The sequence below is a fragment of the Serratia sp. NGAS9 genome (assembly GCF_009905295.1).
Lineage (GTDB): Bacteria > Pseudomonadota > Gammaproteobacteria > Enterobacterales > Enterobacteriaceae > Serratia > Serratia bockelmannii.
This window is the reverse complement of sequence record NZ_CP047605.1, coordinates 4904159-4923452: the sequence shown is the minus strand read 5'-3', so window position 1 is coordinate 4923452 and position 19294 is coordinate 4904159. Positions and strand designations below refer to the sequence as shown.

Here is a 19294-nt window from a genome sequence, read left to right as displayed (position 1 = left end):
CCTCAGTTTTCCTCCCGCAAACTTTTCCCCACGCCGCCGCCCGGATGCACCGCCAGCAGGGTCTCCTTGTCGTAACCGCTGCGCGCCATCAGGCAGGCGCAGGCGGCGTCGAAGATCGCCAGCACCAGCACAATTGAGGTGGTGGCCAGCATGTTCAGCGGATCTATCTCCTTTTGCACCCCGGTGGCGATCGTCAGCTGCGCCGCCTGCGCGATGGCGGAGTGCGGGTTTTCCGTCACCGCGATCAGCGTCACCCCTTTGGCCTGCAGCGTCGGCAGCAGGCGGGTTAGCTCGTCGGAATTGCCGCCGCGCGAGATCAGGATCAGCAGATCGTCGGCGCGCAGAAAGCCCAGATCGCCGTGCGCCGCGCCGGTGGCGTCGAGGTAGATCGCCGGCCGTTCCACGCAGGCTAGCATGTGGGCTATCTTGCGCGCCGCAATCCCCGAGGTGCCGACGCCGGTGACGGCGATTTTACCGCGGCAGTCGGCCAGCAGCGCCAGCAGCCGTTGCCAGGTGCGCGCGTCGAGGCGCTCGCCCAGCTGCGCCAGCTCCTGGCTGTAGGTTTGCCAACCCTGCACGGCCTGCCGCCACTCCTGCTGCATCACGCCTCCTCCTGCATCAGCCGGCGGTATTTCATGTGGTCGTTGTACAGCTCATGGAACACCCGGTATTTGCGGTCGTAGTAGCTTTTTATCTGATTGGTCTGCGGCGTCACCGTCTTGCCGATGCGGCTCATGGCGCTCATCGCCTCCGGCAAGGTGTCGAACACGCCCGCCGCCACGGTGCCCATCATCGCACCGCCGAGCAGCATCGCTTCGCTTTCCTCCGGCAGCAGCATGGCGCAGCCGGTGGCGTTGGCGTGCTCCTGCACGAAGATCGGGTTCTTGGTGCCGCCGCCGCTGGCCATGATGGTGTCGATGCTGTAGCCGCTGTGGTTCATGGTTTCGATGATGTGGCGGGTGCCGAGCGCGATGGCCTGAATGGTGGCCAGGTAGTGCAGCGCCATATCCTCCGGCGTGCGCGACAGCTTCAGCCCGGTCAGGATGCCGGTCAGCGTCGGGTTGGCGCGCGGCGAGCGGTTGCCGTGGAAGTACGGCAGCATGTGAATGTCCTGCGTCAGGAAGGCGATATTCTCCGGCTCGCCGGCCATGCGGCGCAGAATGGCGTTCAGCACCTCATAGATGGTCTGCCCCTGGGTTTTCGCCTGCGCCAGCAGCTCCGGGTAGCACGGGTGCGACTGGATGACGTGGTCGATCAGCGCGCCGGTGGCAGACTGGCCGCCCTCGTTCAGCCAGTATTCCGGTAGGATCGCCGAGTAATACGGCCCCCAGACGCCGCCGATAAAGCGCGCGGTGCGCGACATCGCCATATGACCGGTGGAGGTGCCGCCGATCAGCGCGACGCGGCGGTTGAAGTCGGCCACCTCACCGGAGACGCCGGTGGCGCCCAGCGTGCCGAGGGTGCCGGCGTGGGCATCGATTATCGATACGCTCACCGCCGTGCCGGCGATCAGCCCCATCTCGCTGGCGGCGCGCTGAGTCAGGCCGTGGCCCAGCGGCTCGCCCATCATTTTAACGTCGCTGCCGATCTTGGCCGCGTCGTGTTCCAGCACGTCTTCCAGCCCGATCTGCTGGAAGTAGCTCTTGTCCCAACGCTGCTCGTGGCCGAGATAGGTCCACTTGCACACCGTCGAGCACAGCGAACGGGTGGCGTCCTGGGTGGCGCGCCAGGTGAGGAAGTCCGGCAGATCGAACAGGTAGCCGGCGTTGGCCCAGGTGGTGGGCATGTGCTGTTTCAGCCACAGCAGTTTCGGCGTCTGCATCTCCGGCGAGATAATGCCGCCGACGAAGTCCAGCACCCGGTGTTTGGTGGCGTTGATGCGCTCGGCCTGGGCGATCGCCCGGTGATCCATCCACACGATGATGTTCTGTTCGGTGCGGCCGGAGGGGCTGACGGTCAGCGGCTTGCCCTCTTTATCCAGCACCACCAGCGAACAGGTGGCGTCGAAGCCCAACCCCTTGACCTGGATCGGGTTGATGTCGGCCTGGTTGACCGCGTCGCGCACCGCATTGCACACCGCCTGCCAGATGTTATCCGACGACTGCTCGACGAAATCCGCCTTCGGCCGGTACAGATCGATGGCCCGGCTGGCCTGGCCGACCATGCGGCCGTTGAGATCGAATACGCCTGCGCGCGCGCTTCCGGTGCCCACATCTACGCCAATAAAATAGCTTGCCATTATTTTCTCCTCAGGCTTTTCGATTCTGTAACGCGATAAACAGGATCAGCACGCCGCCCCACAGGGCCATGGTCAGGTAGCTGCTGACCCCCAGCAGATTGAGGCCGCTTTCCAACATTTGCAGCACGATCAGCGCCAGCACCAGCCCCAGAATACGGCCGAAACCGCCGTCCGGGTTAATGCCGCCCAGCACCGAGGCCAGAATGGTCACCAGCAGATAAGATTCGCCGTAGCCGGCCTTGGCCGAGTTGAACTTGGCCATCATCAGCAGGGCGGCGCCCCAGCCGAGCAGCGCCGACAGGATATACACCGCGATCTGCACCCGCGCGGTGTTCACGCCGCTGAAGCGGGTGGCCTGCTCGTTGGAGCCGATCAGGTACAGGCTGCGGCCCAGCGTGGTGTGCTCCAGCAGCAGCCACAGCCCGACCGCCACCAACAGAAACAGGATCAGTGCCACCGGCACACCGAGCACGGCGCCGTTGCCGAGAAATTGAATCGCCGCCGGGAAGCCGGAGATCACCGCGCCGTTGGACAGCAGGATATTCAGGCCGGTGATCAGGGTCATGGTGCCGAGCGAGGCGAGGATCGGCGAAACGCCGATCCAGGCCACCAGTACTCCGTTCAGTGCGCCGATCGCCACCGCCACCAGCAGGCCGGCCAGCAGCGCCAGCACCAGGAACAGCGGCTGGTCGGGATGGCTGACGATGATCGCCGCCATCACCAGCGAACAGGCGTTGGCGCCGGCGATGATCGACAGATTGATGCCGCCGGTCAGCATGGTGATGCCCATGCCGAGCGCCAGCAGGCCGAGGATCGGCAGCTGCGAGGCGATCGACTGGAAGTTGCCGAGGCTGAAGAAGCGCGATCCGAGCAGACCGGCGAACAGCAGCGCCACCGCGATGATGATCGCGCCCTGCAGACGAATGATCCGATCGCTTGGGATCAACCGAGTTAACTGCGTCATGTCAGATCTCCTTGAGCAGCTTGCGTTTTTCGTTCCAGGCGGTGGTGCTGATGCTGATCAAAATGATCGCGCCGCTGAACACCTGGTGCCAATAGGCCGAGACGCTGAGCAGCGTCAGCCCATTTTGCAGGAAGGCCAGCAGCACCACGCCGAGCAGGGTGCCGGTCAACGATCCGCGGCCGCCGCTCATGCTGGTGCCGCCCAGCACCACCGCCGCCAATACCGTCAGCTCGAAGCCGAGCAGCGAGTTGGGCGCCACCGACTGGGTGATCTGCGCCTGCACTACCGCCGCGACGCCGGCCAGAATGCCCATATAGCCGTAGACGCAGAAGTGCAGCCGCAGCAGGTTCAACCCCAGGCGCGACGCCGCGTCGCGGTTGCCGCCCATGGCGTAGATCTGGCGCCCCAGCCGGGTGCGGTTCATCAGCACGCCGGTGACGACGATGGTCGCCAGCAGGCACAGCAGCGGCAGCGTCAGGCCGTAGTCGTAACCGTCGGCGCCCTGGAACGAGAACCAGTTGATGCCGTTCATGAACCAGTCCGGGAAGCCGTACAGCCAGGTGCCGTTGGTGGCGTACACCAGCAGGCCGTAAAACAGGTTAAGGGTAGCGATGGTGATGATGATCGCCGGCACCTTCAGCCAGTACACCAGGAAACCGTTCACCAGCCCGAGCAGCAGGCCGACGCCGATCGCCAGGGCGAACGCCAGCGGGAAGCTGCCGCCGTGCTGGATCACCCAACTGGCCATCACATACTGGGCGATGGCGGTGACCGCCGGGAACGAAATGTCGATGCCGCCGGCGATCAGCACCACGAACAGCCCGCAGGCCAGAATGCCGAGAATGGCGTAGCTGGTGGCGACGTCGGTCAGGTTGCCGAGCGTCAGAAACTCATCGGTGCCGGCGCTTAGGCCGATCGCCAGCAGCAGCACCAACAGGCCGAGATAAAACTCGTGCCGCCCGGCCAGGCGGGCCAATAATGACTTATCCATTCACCACCTCGGCGATCTGTTGTTCGGTACTCTGGTGCGGCGCGAATTCGGCGATCAGTTCGCCCTTGCGCATCACCATCACCCGATGGCTGTTGTAATAGGCTTCCGGGATCTCGTCGCAGATCATCAGCACCGCCATGCCCAGCTGCGCCAGATCGCGAGCGATCTGGTAGATCCCCTCTTTGTTGGCAATGTCCACGCCGACGGTAGGCGAGTCGAGGATCAGGATCTTCGGCTGGGTCGCCACCCATTTGGCGATGGCGATACGTTGGGCGTTGCCGCCGGACAGGGTTTTCACCGGCAATGCGCTGTCGGACACCTTGATGTTCAAATCACGGATCAGCCGGTTGACCAGCTCGGTCGCCTTGGCGTGATCCAGCAGCCCGAGCGAGGTATGCAGCCGATCGAAGACGGTGACGATGGTGTTGTCGTAGATCGATTGCTCCATGATCAACCCCTGCGTCAGGCGATCTTCCGACACATAGCCGATGCCGTGGCGCACCGCTTCGCGGTTGTTGTGCAGCTGCACCGTGCGGCCCTCGATGCGGATCTCGCCGCTGTCCGGCCGCGTCATGCCGAACAGGCTGAGGCACAGTTCGGTGCGGCCGGCGCCGAGCAGGCCGACGATCGAGACGATCTCGCCGCCGCGCAGCGCCAGATTGACGTTGCGGTATTTTTCGCCGCGGCTGAGGTTGCGCACCTCGAGCAGCGGCGCTTGTTCAGCCGGCGGCAGCGGGGGCAGCGGGCTGTAATGGAAGCGTTGGCCGGTCATCAGGAACGCCAGTTCATGGCTGTCCAGTTCGCTGGCCGGCCAGGTGCCCACCAGCTTGCCGTCGCGCATTACGCTGATGCGATCGGCGACTTCCATCACTTCATCCAATCTGTGGCTGACGAACACCACGCAGATGCCGGCCGCCTTCAGTTCGTTAACCACCCGCAGCAGGCCGTCGACTTCCTGGCGGGTCAGCGAGGCGGTCGGTTCGTCCATGATAACCAACCGCGCTTCGGCGGCGATGGCGCGGCAAATCGCCACCAGCTGCCGATCGGCGATCGACAATTTTTCCACCTTTTTATCGGGATCGATGTGTACGCCGACCCGTGCCATGGCGTCCAGCGCCGTCTGGCGCATCACCCGCTTGCGCACCCAGAAGTGGCCGCCGGGCAGGTAACGGTGGATAGCGATGTTTTCCGCCACCGTCAGGTTAGGGAACAGCGACAGGTCCTGGTAGATCACCTGTATGCCGTAATAACCGGACAGCTGCGGCGTCAGGGCGTGGAAGAGTTTGCCTTCCAGCGAAATGTTGGCGCCTTTTTCCGGCTGATAGACGCCGGAGATGATTTTAATAATGGTGCTTTTGCCGCAGCCGTTTTGCCCGGCCAGGCAGTGCACTTCGCCTTTATTCAGCGTCAGGTTGATCTGGTCTAATGCCAGCACGCCTGGGAATCGCTTGCTGATATTCTCCAGGGTGATAAATGCGGGGGAGGCTGTCATAACGTTAACCTGTGCTTGCGTAGCGGCCGAAGCCCTGGGCGCAGCAACGCTGCGCCCCTACGAGGGTTTAACTTCTTTCCCGGTGTGGCGAAATTACGCGAAAAATCAGAATCCGAGCGATTTGGCGTTGTCTTTGGTCACTTCCAAAATCTTATTAAACCGAATCACTTTGTGTTCCATATCGACGTCGGCCTTACCGAGGCCCTCAATCGACAGGTCCTTATTCACTTCCTTGCCCTGCAACAGCTGGTCGGCCACCGTCACCAGCGCATAACCGGCGTCTTTCGGATCCCACAGCAGCGCTTTCTTGATGTCGCCACGCATCAGGTAAGGGGCGGCCTGCGCCGGCATGGCGATGCCCACCACTGCGATTTTGTCCTTGGCGCGTTTCTTGGCCACCGCCTGGCCGGCGCCGATCGGGCCGAGCGAACCGAAGCCGATGATGCCCTTCATCTGCGGATAGGTTTTCATCAGATCCAGCGTGGTGGCGTAGGATTTGTCGATGCTTTCCGCCACCGGCAAGCGCGAGGTGACTTCAAACATGTCCGGGTATTTTTCTTTCTGGTATTTGATGGCGAAGTCGGCCCAGGCGTTGTGCAGCGGCACGGTCAGCGAACCGACGTAGATCGCATAGCCGCCTTTGCCGCCCATGTCTTTCGCCAGCTCATCGACGTTGGCCTGCGCGTATTTCTCGCTGTCGATGGTCTCGATGTCCCACTGGCCGATCTGCTGGTCCGGGGATTCATGGGTCAGCACCACGATGCCTTTGTCGCGCGCTTTTTTCAGCACCGGTTCCAGCACCTTGGCGTCGTTCGGCACCACGATGATGGCGTTGACGTTCTTGGCGATCAGATCCTCAATCACCTTGACCTGCGCGGCCGGATCCGGCGTAGAAGGGCCGGTCTGGTAGGCGTTGACGTCGAGTTTTTTCGCCGCTTCGTTGACGCCCACTTCCATGCGGTTGAACCACGGGATGCCGGTCACTTTGGCGACTACGGCAATCTCATACTTATCAGCGGCGAACACAGGTGTTGTCGATAACATGCACGCAGAAACCACACATGCATTTAATAATGCGAGGTTAAATTTCATTAGCTGTACCTTTTTTTATCTGTAGGGGTGGCGGTTTTTCCACCGCTGCAGATTACAAAGGAATGGAAGAGGGGGCGTAGCTGAAGTTAATGAAATGTGATCTGCGCACATTTAAGTAAAATATTGGCGTATTTAGTGTTAAATAAATGTTTAATTATCTGGTGGTGGTAAATTTACTACCAATTAAATGGCATTAATTAACTATTTATTAACTTTTATTTAACTGGATTGCATCATTCTGATGGCGTGAAGGCATAAAAAAATGCCGGCGCAGAGGCCGGCATTGAAGCATTTAATCGATGTGTGAACAAGATCACCTTTACGACGGATTACAGCACGCCCTGCGCCAGCATGGCGTCCGCGACCTTGACGAAACCGGCGATATTCGCGCCGTGTACATAGTGGGTTTGCTTGCCCTCGCCGCCGTATTCCACGCAGGCATGGTGAATATCCGCCATGATATGTTGTAAACGTACATCCACTTTTTCCGCCCGCCAGCCGATGCGCGCGGCGTTTTGCGCCATCTCCAGCCCCGACGTGGCCACGCCGCCGGCGTTGGCCGCCTTGCCGGGTGCGAACAGCACCCCGGCGTCGAGGAAGGCGTCGGTGGCCTGGATGGTGGTCGGCATGTTGGCGCCTTCCGCTACCGCCTTCACCCCGTTGCGGATCAGCGTCTGCGCCGCCTCGAGATCCAGTTCGTTCTGGGTGGCGCACGGCAGGGCGATATCCACCGGCACGTTCCACGGCTGTTGGCCCGCCAGATAGGTCAGGCCGCGTTCGCGGGCGTAGTCCGCCACCCGGCCGTAACGCTGGTTTTTGATCTCCGCCAGGTGCGCCAGCTTCTCGGTAGTGAAGCCGTCTTCGTCCACCAGGGTGCCACCGGAATCCGACACGGTGATCACGCGCGCGTCCAGTTCCAGCGCTTTTTCGATGGTGTACTGCGCCACGTTGCCGGAGCCGGACACCGCCACCCGCATGCCCTCAAAGCCCAGGCCGTGGCGCTGCAGCATGGCGTCGGTAAAGTACACCAGGCCGTAGCCGGTCGCCTCGGGGCGGATCAGGCTGCCGCCGAAGGAGAGGCCCTTGCCGGTAAATACGCAGGCGGTGTTGTTGGACAGTTTCTTCATCATGCCGGCCATAAAGCCGACTTCACGGCCGCCGACGCCGATGTCGCCGGCCGGCACGTCGGTGTCCGGCCCCAGATGGCGGTACAGCTCGGTCATCAGCGCCTGGCAGAAGCGCATGATCTCGCCCTGGCTTTTGCCCTTCGGATCGAAATCGGAGCCGCCTTTGCCGCCGCCCATCGGCAGGGTGGTCAGCGCATTCTTGAAGGTCTGCTCAAAGCCGAGGAACTTCAGGATCGACAGGTTTACTGATGGGTGGAAGCGCATGCCGCCCTTATAGGGGCCGATGGCCGAGTTGAACTGCACGCGGAAGGCGCGATTGACCTGCACCTGGCCGCGATCGTCCACCCAGCTGACGCGGAACTGAATGATACGCTCGGGCTCCACCAGGCGCTCCAGCAGCGCCTGTTCGCGATAGCGCGGGTTGCGCTCGATAAACGGCCACAGCGAGGTGAACACTTCGCGCACCGCCTGTAGATATTCCGGCTGGTGGGGGTTATGGCGTTGTAACGAGGACAGGAAAGACTCTACCGATACGGCATATTCCATGGATAACTCCTTTTCGCATTAAATTTCCCCCGCTATTTCTTATAGATTTGGGTGTCGATGATGCCCGGGGGAGGATGTTGTGTCTTTAGCGACTATATCATCGGAGGGCGGTTGATTATCAAGCGATTAATCGGCGTGGCGGCATGAAAAACGCCCGCAGGGCGCGGGCGTGGGGTAGTTAGGTTAGCAAGCGCTTACTTTATTCGTCTTCTTCGTCGCGCAGCGGCACGATCAGCATATCGATGTGCACGGTATTGATCAGCTGGCGAGCGGAAGACATCAGCTTGCTCCAGAAGTCCTGGTGGTGGCCGCACAGTACCAGGTCCATGTCGTATTTCTTGATGGCATCGACCAATACCTGCGCCAGATCGCCGCTGCCGCTCAGGGTCTCGGTGATCGGGTAGCCGGCGTTCTGCGACAGCTCGGTCAGCGCCTGATGGGTTTCCTCAGAGATGCGTTTTTGCATGTCGCCGAGATTGACGTCGATCAGGCCAGTATAGAGGTCGGAATAGTTGACATCGACGTGGATCAGAGAAACTTTAGCGTTGTACGGCCGCGCCATCGAGACGGCTTTTTCTACCAGGATCTTGCTTTCCGGGGATAGGTCCACCGCGATCAGTATGTGTTTGTAAGCCATAAGAATACTCCTTCCATAAACATGCCGATTAAAAAGGGTTAGCAGGCGTTCCGTTTACCCGCCTGGCGCTTTTGGTTCCATAGTATCATTCGGATAACGCAATGATATGTTGGGGCGATCACACTGCGCCGCATCGAAAATCTCTCCGCCCGATACTTTTCGTTGTACACCCGCGCGGCGTAAAAGCCTATGGGTTATGCGGGCTTTAACGGTCTGACCGCTTGAATTATAAGCGTTATTAAACAAAGTATAGCGCTAAATGTGCAATCAGCGCTCCAGATGCGGCTGCAGCAGGCTTTCAAACCACTCATGAAACACCGCCAGGCGGCGCGATCGCTGGCGGCGATGGGGATAGATCAGGGCGATCGGCATGGAGGCGGCGCGGTAACCGGGCAGGACTTCCACCAGTTCACCGGCGTCGAGCAGGTGTTGCACGTCGTAGCGCGGGATTTGCATCAGCCCCAGCCCGGCGCGGCAGCAGGCGATATAGCTTTCGGCGTTGTTGACCACCACCCGGCTGGGCAGTTCGAGGCGTTGCGTATGGCCGTCGTCGGTCAGGTATTCCCAGGGGGATTCGCGGCCGGTTTTGGGCGAGGCGTAACCGATGCTCCAGTGCCCCTCAGCGAGGTCGGCGGGCTGGCGCGGATGGCCGAATTCGCTCAGGTAGGCAGGGCTGGCGCAGTTGATCAGCGCGATATGGCCGAGTGGGCGCATCACCAGGCTGCTGTCGTGCAGATCGCCGACGCGCACCGCGCAGTCGACCCCTTCCTGCACCAGATCGATGGCGCGATCGGCGGAGCCGAGCACCAGCTGCAGATGAGGGTGGCGCCGCAACAGGCTAGGCAGCGCCGGGGCGATCAACCGGCGAGCGATGCGGCTCGGCACGTCGACGCTGAGCCGCCCGGAGGCCTGCCGCTGGCTGGCCTGAAACGACTGATCGATGTCTTCCACCTCGGCCAGCAGCGGGCGCAGCCGCTCGAGCAGCTGTTCGCCGTCGGCGGTCAGCCGCACTTGCCGCGTGGTGCGGTGCAGCAGGCGCACGCCCAGCTGCGTTTCCAGTTGTTGCACGGCGGCGGACACCGAGGCGCGCGGCACCTCCAGCGCGTGGGCCGCCCGGATAAAGCTGCCCATTTCCGCCACCTGCACGAATACGCGGTATTGATTGAATCTGTCCATCTCGTGACCTGCTGTTCCTTGGCGCCGTTTCTGACAGAGAGTGTAGCCGTATGACGCGGTTGCGCGCGAGCAGGTGCGGGGGCATCTCCGCCCCCCGTCGAACTTATTTGGTGGTGTAGCCGCCGTTGATCAGGATGGTTTGGCCGGTTACCCACCAGCCGTCGCTGACCAGATGGCGGATGAACGGCACCACGTCTTCGATATCGGTCAGGCCGGTTTTGCTGAACGGCGACAGCGCCGCCGCCGTCTTGTGGTAGGCCACGGCGTCCGCACCCTCAGCCGGGTAGAAGAACGGGGTGTCCATCGGGCCGGGGCCGACCGCCGTCACGGAGATGCCACGCTCGCCGAACTCCTTGGCGGCGGCGCGGGTGAAGTGCTCCACCGGCGCTTTGGTGCCGGCGTAAGCGGCGTAAAACGGCGTGAAGGCGCCGAGCAGCGAGGTGACCAGCGTGCAGATTTTACCGTTGTCGTTAAGGTGCTTGCCCGCCTCTTTCAGGAAGAAGAACGCGGTTTTGGCGTTGACCGCGGTCATCTCGTCGTACTCGGCTTCGCTGATGTCGACCATCGGCTTTTTCAGCACCTTGCCGACGGTATTGATGGCGATATCCGGCTTGCCGACGGCGGCGACCGCATCGGCGAACAGCTTCTCGACTGCGCCCGCGGTGGTCAGATCGGCCTGCAGCGCGACGCCTTGCGCACCGGCGGCCTGAATGGCGGCGACGGTTTTCTCCGCTTCGGCTTTGGAGGCGGAGCTGTTGTAGTGGATCACCACCGCTTTGGCGCCTTGCTCAGCCAAATCGCGCGCGATCAGCCCGCCGAGGTTCTTGGCGCCGCCGGCGATGAGGACGGTTTTTCCCTTGATTGAATGGTTTGCCATAACAGTTTCCTTGGATGAACGTAACGGAAACCTGAGTCTAGCCAGCGTGGGGGGAAAGATCAGCGGCGTGGCGCGGGATAGACTATCCATAAAAACCGCCTAATCGAAAACGGGCGGTTATCGCTTATAACGTCCCGGCAGGTGACTTTTCGGCACAGGGCGGTAAATTTTATCCACTGCTCAGGCCAGTTTGCGTTTCATTAACCTACAATGATGGATATGGGCCTCATCATTTCCCCTCTGAGTGGAACCACGCCGTGCAAATCTCTCTGTGCGGTGCGGTAACGTCTCCGGAGGCGGTGGGTTATGGGCATGGTCCGTGCAGGCAAAAAAGGGGATGAGAGCGGTAAGCTCCAGCAGAGTATCGGGTAATGAGGTAGGGCGGTTGGACCCGGCGGAAGGCCGCGGATAACAACGCCTTGAGGGGGTAATCATGATCAGTACCGTCGCGCTGTTTTGGGCCTTATGTGTGGTGTGTGTGGTAAACATAGTGCGGTATTACTCTTCTCTGCGCGCGCTGCTGGTGGTATTGCGCGGCTGTGACCCGTTGCTGTACCAGTACGTCGACGGCGGCGGTTTTTTCACCGCCCACGGGCAACCCAGCAAGCAGCTGAGGCTGGTGCGCTATATCTTCGCGCAACGCTATGTCGAGCACCACGATCCGGAGTTTATCCGCCGCTGCGAGCGGGTGCGCGGGCAGTTTATGCTGACCTCGGCCCTGTGCGGCCTGGTGGTCATCAGCCTGATAGCGCTGATGATCTGGTATTAATGCCTTCCTGTTTCCCTTGATGCAGGCAAAAAAAAGGCGGCCCTGGGGCCGCCTTCCTCATGATGCTTATCGCTTAGATCAGCTTCAACGCAACCCAATACAGCGCACCGGAAAGCAGGATCGAGATTGGCAGGGTCAGTACCCAGGCCAACAGGATGTTCTTCACGGTTTTGCTCTGCACGCCGCCGCCGTCCACGATCATCGTCCCGGCAACCGCCGAAGAGAGGACGTGGGTGGTGGAGACCGGCATGCCGGTATAACTCGCCACGCCGATAGACAGCGCCGCGGTCATCTGGGCCGATACGCCCTGGGCGTAGGTCATGCCTTTCTTGCCGATCTTCTCGCCGATGGTGGTGGCCACGCGTTTCCAGCCCACCATGGTGCCGAGCGACAGCGCCAGCGCGACGGCGACGATGATCCACATCGGCGCGTACTCGACGGTCTGCAGCAGATCCTGACGCAGGTTCTTCAGGAAACGCTGGTCGGCGGATGAGGTTTCCGGCAGCTTGGCGACTTTATCCGCCGTGTCGGTCACGCACATCAGCAGGCGGCGCAGGTGGCTGCGCTGGTCAACCGTCAGCTGATCGTAGCTTTGCAGGTTGGTCAGCATGCCCTGAGCCAGCTCGATCGCCGGCATGGCGCGCGAACTGTCGCAGTGGAACTCGGCAGGCTTGCCAGGCGCGGCTTCGTCATCCGGGCTTGGCACCAGCGGCGTCAGCGACACCGCATGCGACAGCGCGTCGCCGTGCTGCTGGTAATATTGCTGCAGGTGGGTCACGGCATCACGCGTACGGGTGATGTCATAACCGGTTGCATTCATATTGACCACGAAGCCGGCCGGCGCAACGCCGATCAGCACCAGCATGATAAGGCCGATACCTTTCTGGCCGTCGTTGGCGCCGTGCGAGAAGCTGACGCCAATCGCCGACAGGATCAGCGCGATACGGGTCCAGAACGGCGGCTTGCGTTTGCCGTCGACCTTTTCACGTTCCGCAGGGGTCATGTGGATACGCTGGCGTTTCTTGGTGCCACTCCAATAGCGGCGCAAGGCGAACACCATCACTCCCGCCACCATCATGCCGACCAGCGGCGAGAACAGCAGAGAAAGGAAAATGCCAATCATTTTCGGGACGTTAAGCGCATCCACGACCGAGGTGTGGGTCATCAGGGCGTTGGTTAAACCGACACCGATGATTGCGCCTATCAGCGTATGGGAACTGGAGGCCGGCAGACCGAAATACCAGGTGCCGAGGTTCCAGATGATTGCCGCCAGCAGCATGGAGAAGACCATGGCTAATCCGTGTGCTGAACTGACGTTCAACAACAGATCGGTAGGCAGCAAGTGGACGATGGCGTAAGCAACACTCAAACCGCCGAGCATTACGCCAAGAAAGTTGAACAAACCTGCCATCACGACCGCAAGTTGCGAGCGCATGGCGCGGGTATAAATAACTGTAGCGACCGCATTGGCCGTATCATGAAAACCGTTGATGGCTTCATAAAACAACACGAACAACAATGCGAGAATTAACATCAGGCCGGTATGGAAATCCAGGCCAGCGAACAAATGCAGCATAAGCGTTACGCCAGTTTGTGGACATGAACGCCGCGCATTATCAGTGACAACCGGTGCCGGGGAAAAGGAAAATATGACGTTTTTTTGATTTGGACATGACGAAACGATGACGCGCCTATAACAAAAATATGGAATATCAACGCGTTAATCTGCTCTGACCTCTGTAATATTTTCTTACTATGGCGTTGGTGCCGCCGGGGCTTTACAATCTGCCGCCGTGAATTTGGCGGTGACCGGCGGCGAAACGGCGTAATATGGCGCTCTTTTGTCGCGATTGTGGTTTTGATAAGTGAGGCTCAGGTGGAACAGTTTGATGTCGTAGTGATTGGGGCGGGCGCCGCCGGCATGTTTTGCGCCGCGCAGGCGGGGCAACTCGGTTGCCGCGTATTGCTGCTCGACAACGGCAAAAAACCGGGCCGCAAGATCCTGATGTCCGGCGGTGGGCGCTGCAACTTCACCAACATGTACGCCGAACCGGCGGCCTATCTGTCGAACAACCCGCACTTCTGCAAGTCGGCGCTGGCGCGCTACACCCAGTGGGACTTCATCGATCTGATCAACCGTTACGGCATCGCCTACCATGAAAAAACGCTGGGGCAGCTGTTCTGCGACGATTCGGCGCAGCAGGTGGTGGATCTGCTGGTCAAAGAGTGCGAGCTGGGCCAGGTGACGATGCGCCTGCGCAGCGAAGTGCTGGGCGTAGAGAAAACCGAGAATGGCTACGCGCTGGCGCTGAATGGTGAAAAAGTGAGCGCTCGCTCACTTGTGGTGGCCAGCGGCGGATTATCCATGCCGGGGTTGGGCGCGTCGCCGTTCGGTTACAAACTGGCTGAGCAGTTCGGCCTTAAGGTGCTGCCGACGCGCGCCGGGCTGGTGCCGTTTACCCTGCATAAACCGCTGTTGGAGCATGTACAGACGCTGTCCGGCGTCTCGGTGCCGGCGGTGATCACCGCCGAGAACGGCGTCAGCTTCCGTGAAAGCATTCTGTTTACCCATCGCGGCCTGTCCGGCCCGGCGGTATTGCAGCTGTCCAGCTACTGGCAACCGGGTGAGTATGTGAGCATTAACTTACTTCCTGAGCTGGATCTGGCGGGCTTCCTGGATGAACAGCGCCTGCAGCACCCGAACCAAAGCCTGAAAAACACCCTGGCGCTGCACTTGCCGAAGCGGCTGGTGGAATGCTTGCAGACCCTGGGACAATTGCCGGAGGCGACGCTGAAGCAGCTGAATGCGCCGCAGCAGGCGGCGCTGGTGGATCTGTTGCAGAACTGGCGCGTGCAGCCGAACGGCACCGAAGGCTACCGCACGGCGGAAGTGACGCTCGGCGGCGTCGACACCAACGAACTTTCTTCCAAGACGATGGAAGCCCACAAGGCGCCGGGGCTCTACTTTATCGGCGAAGTGGTGGACGTGACCGGGTGGTTGGGCGGTTACAACTTCCAGTGGGCCTGGAGCTCGGCCTGGGCCTGCGCCCAGGCACTGGCAGCGCAGGGGCGTTAACGTTCAGCAGTGACGGGTTAGGCCGATTTTTTTGGCATAAAACGCAGACACAACCCCGCGACAGCGGCATAAAGCATTAGCAGGCAGGTTGTCGAAAGCGCTTGCGGATCGCCGAGACCCCATTAATTAGACTTGTGAACCATTTCCCACGCCATGTCCGGAGTCAGCAGCAGCCGAGAGGGAATGATGTTCGGCAAGAAAGCGAATACCAGAACAAAAATCACCGAGGCGAGCAGTCTTCTCATACGGGGCGGCGCCTCTCGTAGCCAATGACCTTGATAGAACCATAGGCTAACAGCGTATTGTTGGTGCGTGGAACACCTACCCGTGGCGTTCAAACAGATGGGGCCGATAAGGCTCCATTATCTATGGCACGTTAATCTCATCCCGCCGGCCCTTTCAATTCCACGCGATTACCGTCCGGATCGCTGAAATAGATGGACGGCCCGTCGCCTTCCGCCCCATAGCGCGATTCGGCGGGATCAACGCCGATCCCCTGCGATCGCAGATAGGTCAACAACGCCTCTTCGTTGAACGGATCGATGCGCAGGCAGACGTGATCGACATTTTGCCTATGAGGATCGGGCGCTTCGCCGCCTTTTTTCCCCAGCACGCCGTTGACGTCCACCAGGTCGATCATGGAGGCACCGGCGCGCAGGTGCACCAGCCCCAAATCCGGCCGCTGTTTGGCGATATCACAGCCGACGATCTGGGTATAAAAACGCAGGCTGTTCTGCATATCGCGCACGCGCAGAACCACATGATCCAGCCGTTGCAAGTTGAAGGGGCGCACGGTCATCTCCTCAAATGAACATCTCCTTTACAGCATAAGCGGCGATGACGGATTTATCCTGCTGCGCGGCGTGCCCGCTTGTGCACCCAAACCCCAAAAAAAAACGGCCGATGGGTGCAGCCATCGACCGTGGGGCTTAAGTGTTTAAGCGTTAACGAGGGAAGTTGCCGCTCAGCGCATCCAGGCCGCCCTGGTAGATGCCGCTGAACAGGGCGATGGCCTCGTCGTCGCTGATGTTGACCGGCGTGAAGCTGCCCGACCATTCCACGCGCGCCACGTTGGCGTCGTCGGTGGCGTGCACTGACAGGGTGGACAGGTAATTCACCACCGGGAACGGCGCTTGCATGATGGAGTAGCTGTAGCTGCGTTGACGGTTGTCGAACGCTTCCAGCCGCTCGATGACGGTGCCGCCGTCGGCGGTGGTTAAGGTACGCACGCGGCCGCCTTCAGAAACGACGCTTTTCGGGATGAACGGCAGCCAGTCAGGCAAGGCGTCGAAGCCGCCGATCAGTTGCCATACGGTGTCGGCAGATGCCGGGATGTCCATAGAGACGGATGTAGTAGCCATTTTCTTTCTCTCTTAATATCGGTTTCGGATACAGGGTTACATTGCCAGCGTATCTACGACGCCGCCGTCAACGCGCAGCGCCGCGCCGGTGGTGGCCGAAGACAGCGGAGACGCGAGGTAAACGGCCAGGTTGGCCACTTCATCGACGTCCGCCGCGCGCTGAATGATGGAGCTTGGGCGTTCGGTTTTAACGAACTCGTCGGCCTGATCGCGTGCGCTGCGCCCGGATTTGGCCGCCGCATCCGCCAGCATTTCTTGCAGGCCTTCGGTAAAGGTTGGCCCCGGCAGGATGGCGTTGACCGTCACACCGGTGCCGGCGAGGCGTTTCGCCAGGCCGTGAGACACCGCCAGGTTGGCGCTTTTGGTGACGCCGTAGTTGATCATGTCCGCCGGGATGGCGACGCCGGATTCGGACGACACGAAAATAATGCGTCCCCAACCCTGTTCAGTCATGCACTGCGCATAGTGGCGCGCCAGACGCACGCCCGAGAGGACGTTAACGTTATAGAAGTGCATCCACTCGCTGTCGGGCACGGTAAAGAAGTCTTTATCGTTGAAAATGCCCAGGTTGTTGATCAGCACATCGGCTTTCGGTTCCGCGGAGAACAGGGTAGCAGCCCCTTGTTCCGTCCCGAGATCCGCGACCACGCCGCGTACCTGCGCGCCGGGCACGTTGGCGCTGATGTCGGCGATGGCGTGATCGACCCCGGTTTTCTGACGGCCGACGATCACGACGGTGGCGCCCGTTTTGGCGAGCCCGCGCGCGATGCCGAGGCCGATGCCGGAGGTGGAGCCGCTGACGACGGCGACTTTGCCTGAAAGATCCAGTTTCATCATGTATCTCATCGAGTTAATGGGGGTAATGGGGCCATGTGGCCCCATAAAACTTAACGAGTCGGCAACGGCGCGTTGTCGGCCACCAGTTTCTGACGGCGCATTTCGGCCCAGAATTCAGCCGGGATAACGGCGTCCAGCGCAGCCAGATCTTCGGCCATGCGGCCAGGGCGGCTCGAACCGGGGATCACGGCGGCCACCGCCGGGTTAGCCAGCGCGAACTGCAGCGCGGCGGCTTTGACGTCGACCTGGAAGCGAGCGGCGATCGCCTTGATTTGCGCCACTTTCGCCAACACCGCCGGAGACGCTTTCTGGTATTCGTAGTGCTCGCCGCCGGCCAGCACGCCAGAGTTGTAAGGGCCGCCGACGACGATGTCGACGTTGCTCGCCAGGGCTTCCGGCATCAAACGCTGCAGGGCGCGTTCATGATCCAGCAGGCTGTAACGGCCGGCCAGCAGGAAAGCGTCCGGCTGCGTTTCGCTCAGGCCCAGCGCCAGTTCACAAGGCTCGACGCGGTTGACGCCGAGGCCCCAGGCCTTGATCACCCCTTCTTCACGCAGACGGGTCAGCGCGCGGAAAGCGCCGGTGCGAGCGATGTTGAACTGCTCAATCCAGTTGTCGCCGTAAAAGTCCTGGGCCGGATCGTGGATCCAGACGATGTCCAGACGGTCGGTTTTCAGGCGCTTCAGGCTGTCTTCAATGGAACGCAGCGTGGCGTCGGCGGAGTAGTCGTTGACGATCTTGTTCTTCAAACCGTGTTCGAACAAACCGCCTTTCTCACCCAGATCGCGGGCGGAGGTGTCTTCTTCTTCGTCCAGCATGATGCGGCCCACTTTGGTGCTCAGCACATACTCGTCACGTGGGTATTGCGACAGCACTTCACCCATGCGGATTTCCGACAGGCCGGAACCGTAGAGCGGCGCGGTGTCGAAGTAGCGGATGCCCAGATCCCAGGCGCCGCTGACGGTGGCTTGCACGTCCTCTTGCGGGATGTTGCGGAACATATTGCCGAGCGGCGCGCCGCCCAAACCGATCTTGCCGGGTAAAATATTTTTGATGCTCATAGTCGATCCTCAATACGTTATCTTTTCAGGGAAACTTATGGGGCTCATACCTGTCTGCCCCGTCACGAGGCTAAAGATAACGTGGCAAGTTGTGACTTGATAGGACATAATTCGTCTAAGTTAAGTCCTTTGAGGTCTCACATGATCGATTTACGTCAGTTGAAATACTTTGTCGCGGTGGCGGAAGAGGAGCACGTCGGCCGCGCCGCCGAACGGCTGCACATTTCCCAGTCCCCACTGAGCAGGCAGATTTCCCAGCTTGAGGAGCGCCTCGGGTTGATGCTGTTTGAGCGCAATCAGCAGCGCATCCGCCTGACGGCCGACGGCCAGACGTTTCTGGCCGAAACCCGCGCGCTATTGACGCACGCCAACCGGCTTGAGTCGCTCGGGCGCCGCCTGGGACGGGGGGAAGACGGCGGGCTGTGCATCGGCTATATCGAAAATGCGATGCACTCCGGTGTTTTGTCGAACGCATTGCGGGCGCTGCGGGTGTCCCGGCCGGATGTGCACATCGTGCTTTACAGCCAGCCTTCTTCCATGCAGCTCGAAGGGCTGCGGCAGCGTAGCCTGGACGTGGCGCTGGTCAATACGGCGCCGGATCGCGACGATCAGGATTTGGACTATACGCAGGTGTTGGACGATCGCATGCTGCTGGCCCTGCCGCAGACGCATCCGCTGGCTGAAAGGGAGACGCTGCAGCCGGCGGATCTCACCGATCAGGCCTGGATCTCGGTGATCCACAAAGAGGATGCCCATTCACGCGACGACTTCGTGGCGGCCTGCGTGAAGGCCGGGTTTGATCCGGATATTCGGCTGGAAGCGGGCGAGCCGCTGACCGCGCTGGGGCTGGTCGCCGCCGGGTTGGGGATGACGCTGATCCAGCACAGCCTGCGGCATAACGCGCCGCAGGGCGTGGTGCTGCGCGAGCTGCCCTGGATGCAATACACCACGCAGCTGTGGGCAGTGTGGCACAAGGCCAACCTGCGCCCGCTGGTCACCCATTTTCGCGAAGTGATGTCGGCCGGGCCGGCCTGCCACTGATCGCCGGC

At 60.9% G+C, this 19294-nt stretch carries 18 protein-coding genes; 3 read left to right on the top strand and 15 right to left on the bottom strand.

From position 1 onward, the window contains the following. Nucleotides 1-2: 2 nt before the first annotated feature. From GUC32_RS23350 to GUC32_RS23305, 10 genes are all read right to left on the bottom strand, one after another. Nucleotides 3-602: an SIS domain-containing protein gene (locus GUC32_RS23350; protein WP_025304612.1), complete on the bottom strand. Its 600-nt coding sequence runs from the start codon at nt 600-602 to the stop codon at nt 3-5. Beyond that, on the bottom strand, nt 602-2239 hold the full coding sequence (locus GUC32_RS23345) for an FGGY-family carbohydrate kinase (protein ID WP_038873847.1): 1638 nt from the start codon (nt 2237-2239) through the stop codon (nt 602-604). Before GUC32_RS23345 ends, GUC32_RS23350 begins: the two co-directional genes overlap by 1 nt. A gap of 10 nt (nt 2240-2249) precedes the next feature. Further along, the gene (locus GUC32_RS23340) at nt 2250-3203 is read right to left on the bottom strand and encodes an ABC transporter permease (protein WP_025304610.1); all 954 of its coding nucleotides are present in this window, start codon (nt 3201-3203) and stop codon (nt 2250-2252) included. Between the two features lies 1 nt (nt 3204). Then, complete coding sequence (locus GUC32_RS23335; RefSeq protein WP_015379367.1) at nt 3205-4194, bottom strand: ABC transporter permease; 990 nt, start codon at nt 4192-4194, stop codon at nt 3205-3207. Next, entirely contained in the window at nt 4187-5686 is a 1500-nt protein-coding gene (locus tag GUC32_RS23330; RefSeq protein WP_025304609.1) for a sugar ABC transporter ATP-binding protein, read from the bottom strand. Before GUC32_RS23330 ends, GUC32_RS23335 begins: the two co-directional genes overlap by 8 nt. A gap of 105 nt (nt 5687-5791) precedes the next feature. After that, the gene (locus tag GUC32_RS23325; RefSeq protein ID WP_025304608.1) at nt 5792-6778 is read right to left on the bottom strand and encodes an autoinducer 2 ABC transporter substrate-binding protein; all 987 of its coding nucleotides are present in this window, start codon (nt 6776-6778) and stop codon (nt 5792-5794) included. A gap of 329 nt (nt 6779-7107) precedes the next feature. Beyond that, nucleotides 7108-8451, bottom strand: a complete 1344-nt coding sequence (gene gdhA / locus GUC32_RS23320) for an NADP-specific glutamate dehydrogenase (RefSeq protein WP_033636378.1) — start codon at nt 8449-8451, stop codon at nt 7108-7110. Between the two features lie 199 nt (nt 8452-8650). After that, nucleotides 8651-9088 carry a universal stress protein UspA gene (gene uspA, locus GUC32_RS23315; RefSeq protein ID WP_004930988.1) on the bottom strand — a complete coding sequence of 146 codons (438 nt, stop codon included), beginning with the start codon at nt 9086-9088 and terminating at the stop codon, nt 8651-8653. 267 nt (nt 9089-9355) lie between these two features. Then, nucleotides 9356-10264, bottom strand: coding sequence for a LysR family transcriptional regulator (locus tag GUC32_RS23310; RefSeq protein ID WP_025304607.1), 909 nt, complete (start codon nt 10262-10264; stop codon nt 9356-9358). 103 nt (nt 10265-10367) lie between these two features. Then, nucleotides 10368-11141: an SDR family oxidoreductase gene (locus GUC32_RS23305; protein WP_099817024.1), complete on the bottom strand. Its 774-nt coding sequence runs from the start codon at nt 11139-11141 to the stop codon at nt 10368-10370. Nucleotides 11142-11574: 433 nt separating this feature from the next. On the opposite strand from GUC32_RS23305, the gene uspB reads away from it, so the two are divergent. Beyond that, a complete protein-coding gene (gene uspB, locus GUC32_RS23300) occupies nt 11575-11910 on the top strand; it encodes a universal stress protein UspB (RefSeq protein WP_369435460.1) in 336 nt (111 codons plus the stop codon). A gap of 73 nt (nt 11911-11983) precedes the next feature. Here uspB and pitA read toward each other — a convergent pair whose 3' ends face one another. Then, nucleotides 11984-13486, bottom strand: coding sequence for an inorganic phosphate transporter PitA (gene pitA, locus GUC32_RS23295; RefSeq protein ID WP_025304605.1), 1503 nt, complete (start codon nt 13484-13486; stop codon nt 11984-11986). A gap of 300 nt (nt 13487-13786) precedes the next feature. On the opposite strand from pitA, the gene GUC32_RS23290 reads away from it, so the two are divergent. Beyond that, nucleotides 13787-14986: an NAD(P)/FAD-dependent oxidoreductase gene (locus GUC32_RS23290; RefSeq protein WP_369435459.1), complete on the top strand. Its 1200-nt coding sequence runs from the start codon at nt 13787-13789 to the stop codon at nt 14984-14986. Nucleotides 14987-15368: 382 nt separating this feature from the next. Here GUC32_RS23290 and GUC32_RS23285 read toward each other — a convergent pair whose 3' ends face one another. From GUC32_RS23285 to GUC32_RS23270, 4 genes are all read right to left on the bottom strand, one after another. Next, entirely contained in the window at nt 15369-15785 is a 417-nt protein-coding gene (locus GUC32_RS23285; protein WP_043139052.1) for a VOC family protein, read from the bottom strand. A gap of 145 nt (nt 15786-15930) precedes the next feature. Continuing rightward, entirely contained in the window at nt 15931-16347 is a 417-nt protein-coding gene (locus GUC32_RS23280; protein WP_049294966.1) for an SRPBCC family protein, read from the bottom strand. Between the two features lie 36 nt (nt 16348-16383). Then, complete coding sequence (locus GUC32_RS23275) at nt 16384-17181, bottom strand: SDR family NAD(P)-dependent oxidoreductase (protein WP_369435458.1); 798 nt, start codon at nt 17179-17181, stop codon at nt 16384-16386. Nucleotides 17182-17234: 53 nt separating this feature from the next. Then, complete coding sequence (locus tag GUC32_RS23270; protein WP_197811498.1) at nt 17235-18245, bottom strand: aldo/keto reductase; 1011 nt, start codon at nt 18243-18245, stop codon at nt 17235-17237. A gap of 141 nt (nt 18246-18386) precedes the next feature. Here GUC32_RS23270 and GUC32_RS23265 point away from each other — a divergent pair, with 141 nt between their 5' ends. Beyond that, a complete protein-coding gene (locus GUC32_RS23265) occupies nt 18387-19286 on the top strand; it encodes a LysR substrate-binding domain-containing protein (protein ID WP_025304598.1) in 900 nt (299 codons plus the stop codon). The last annotated feature ends 8 nt before the right edge of the window (nt 19287-19294 follow it).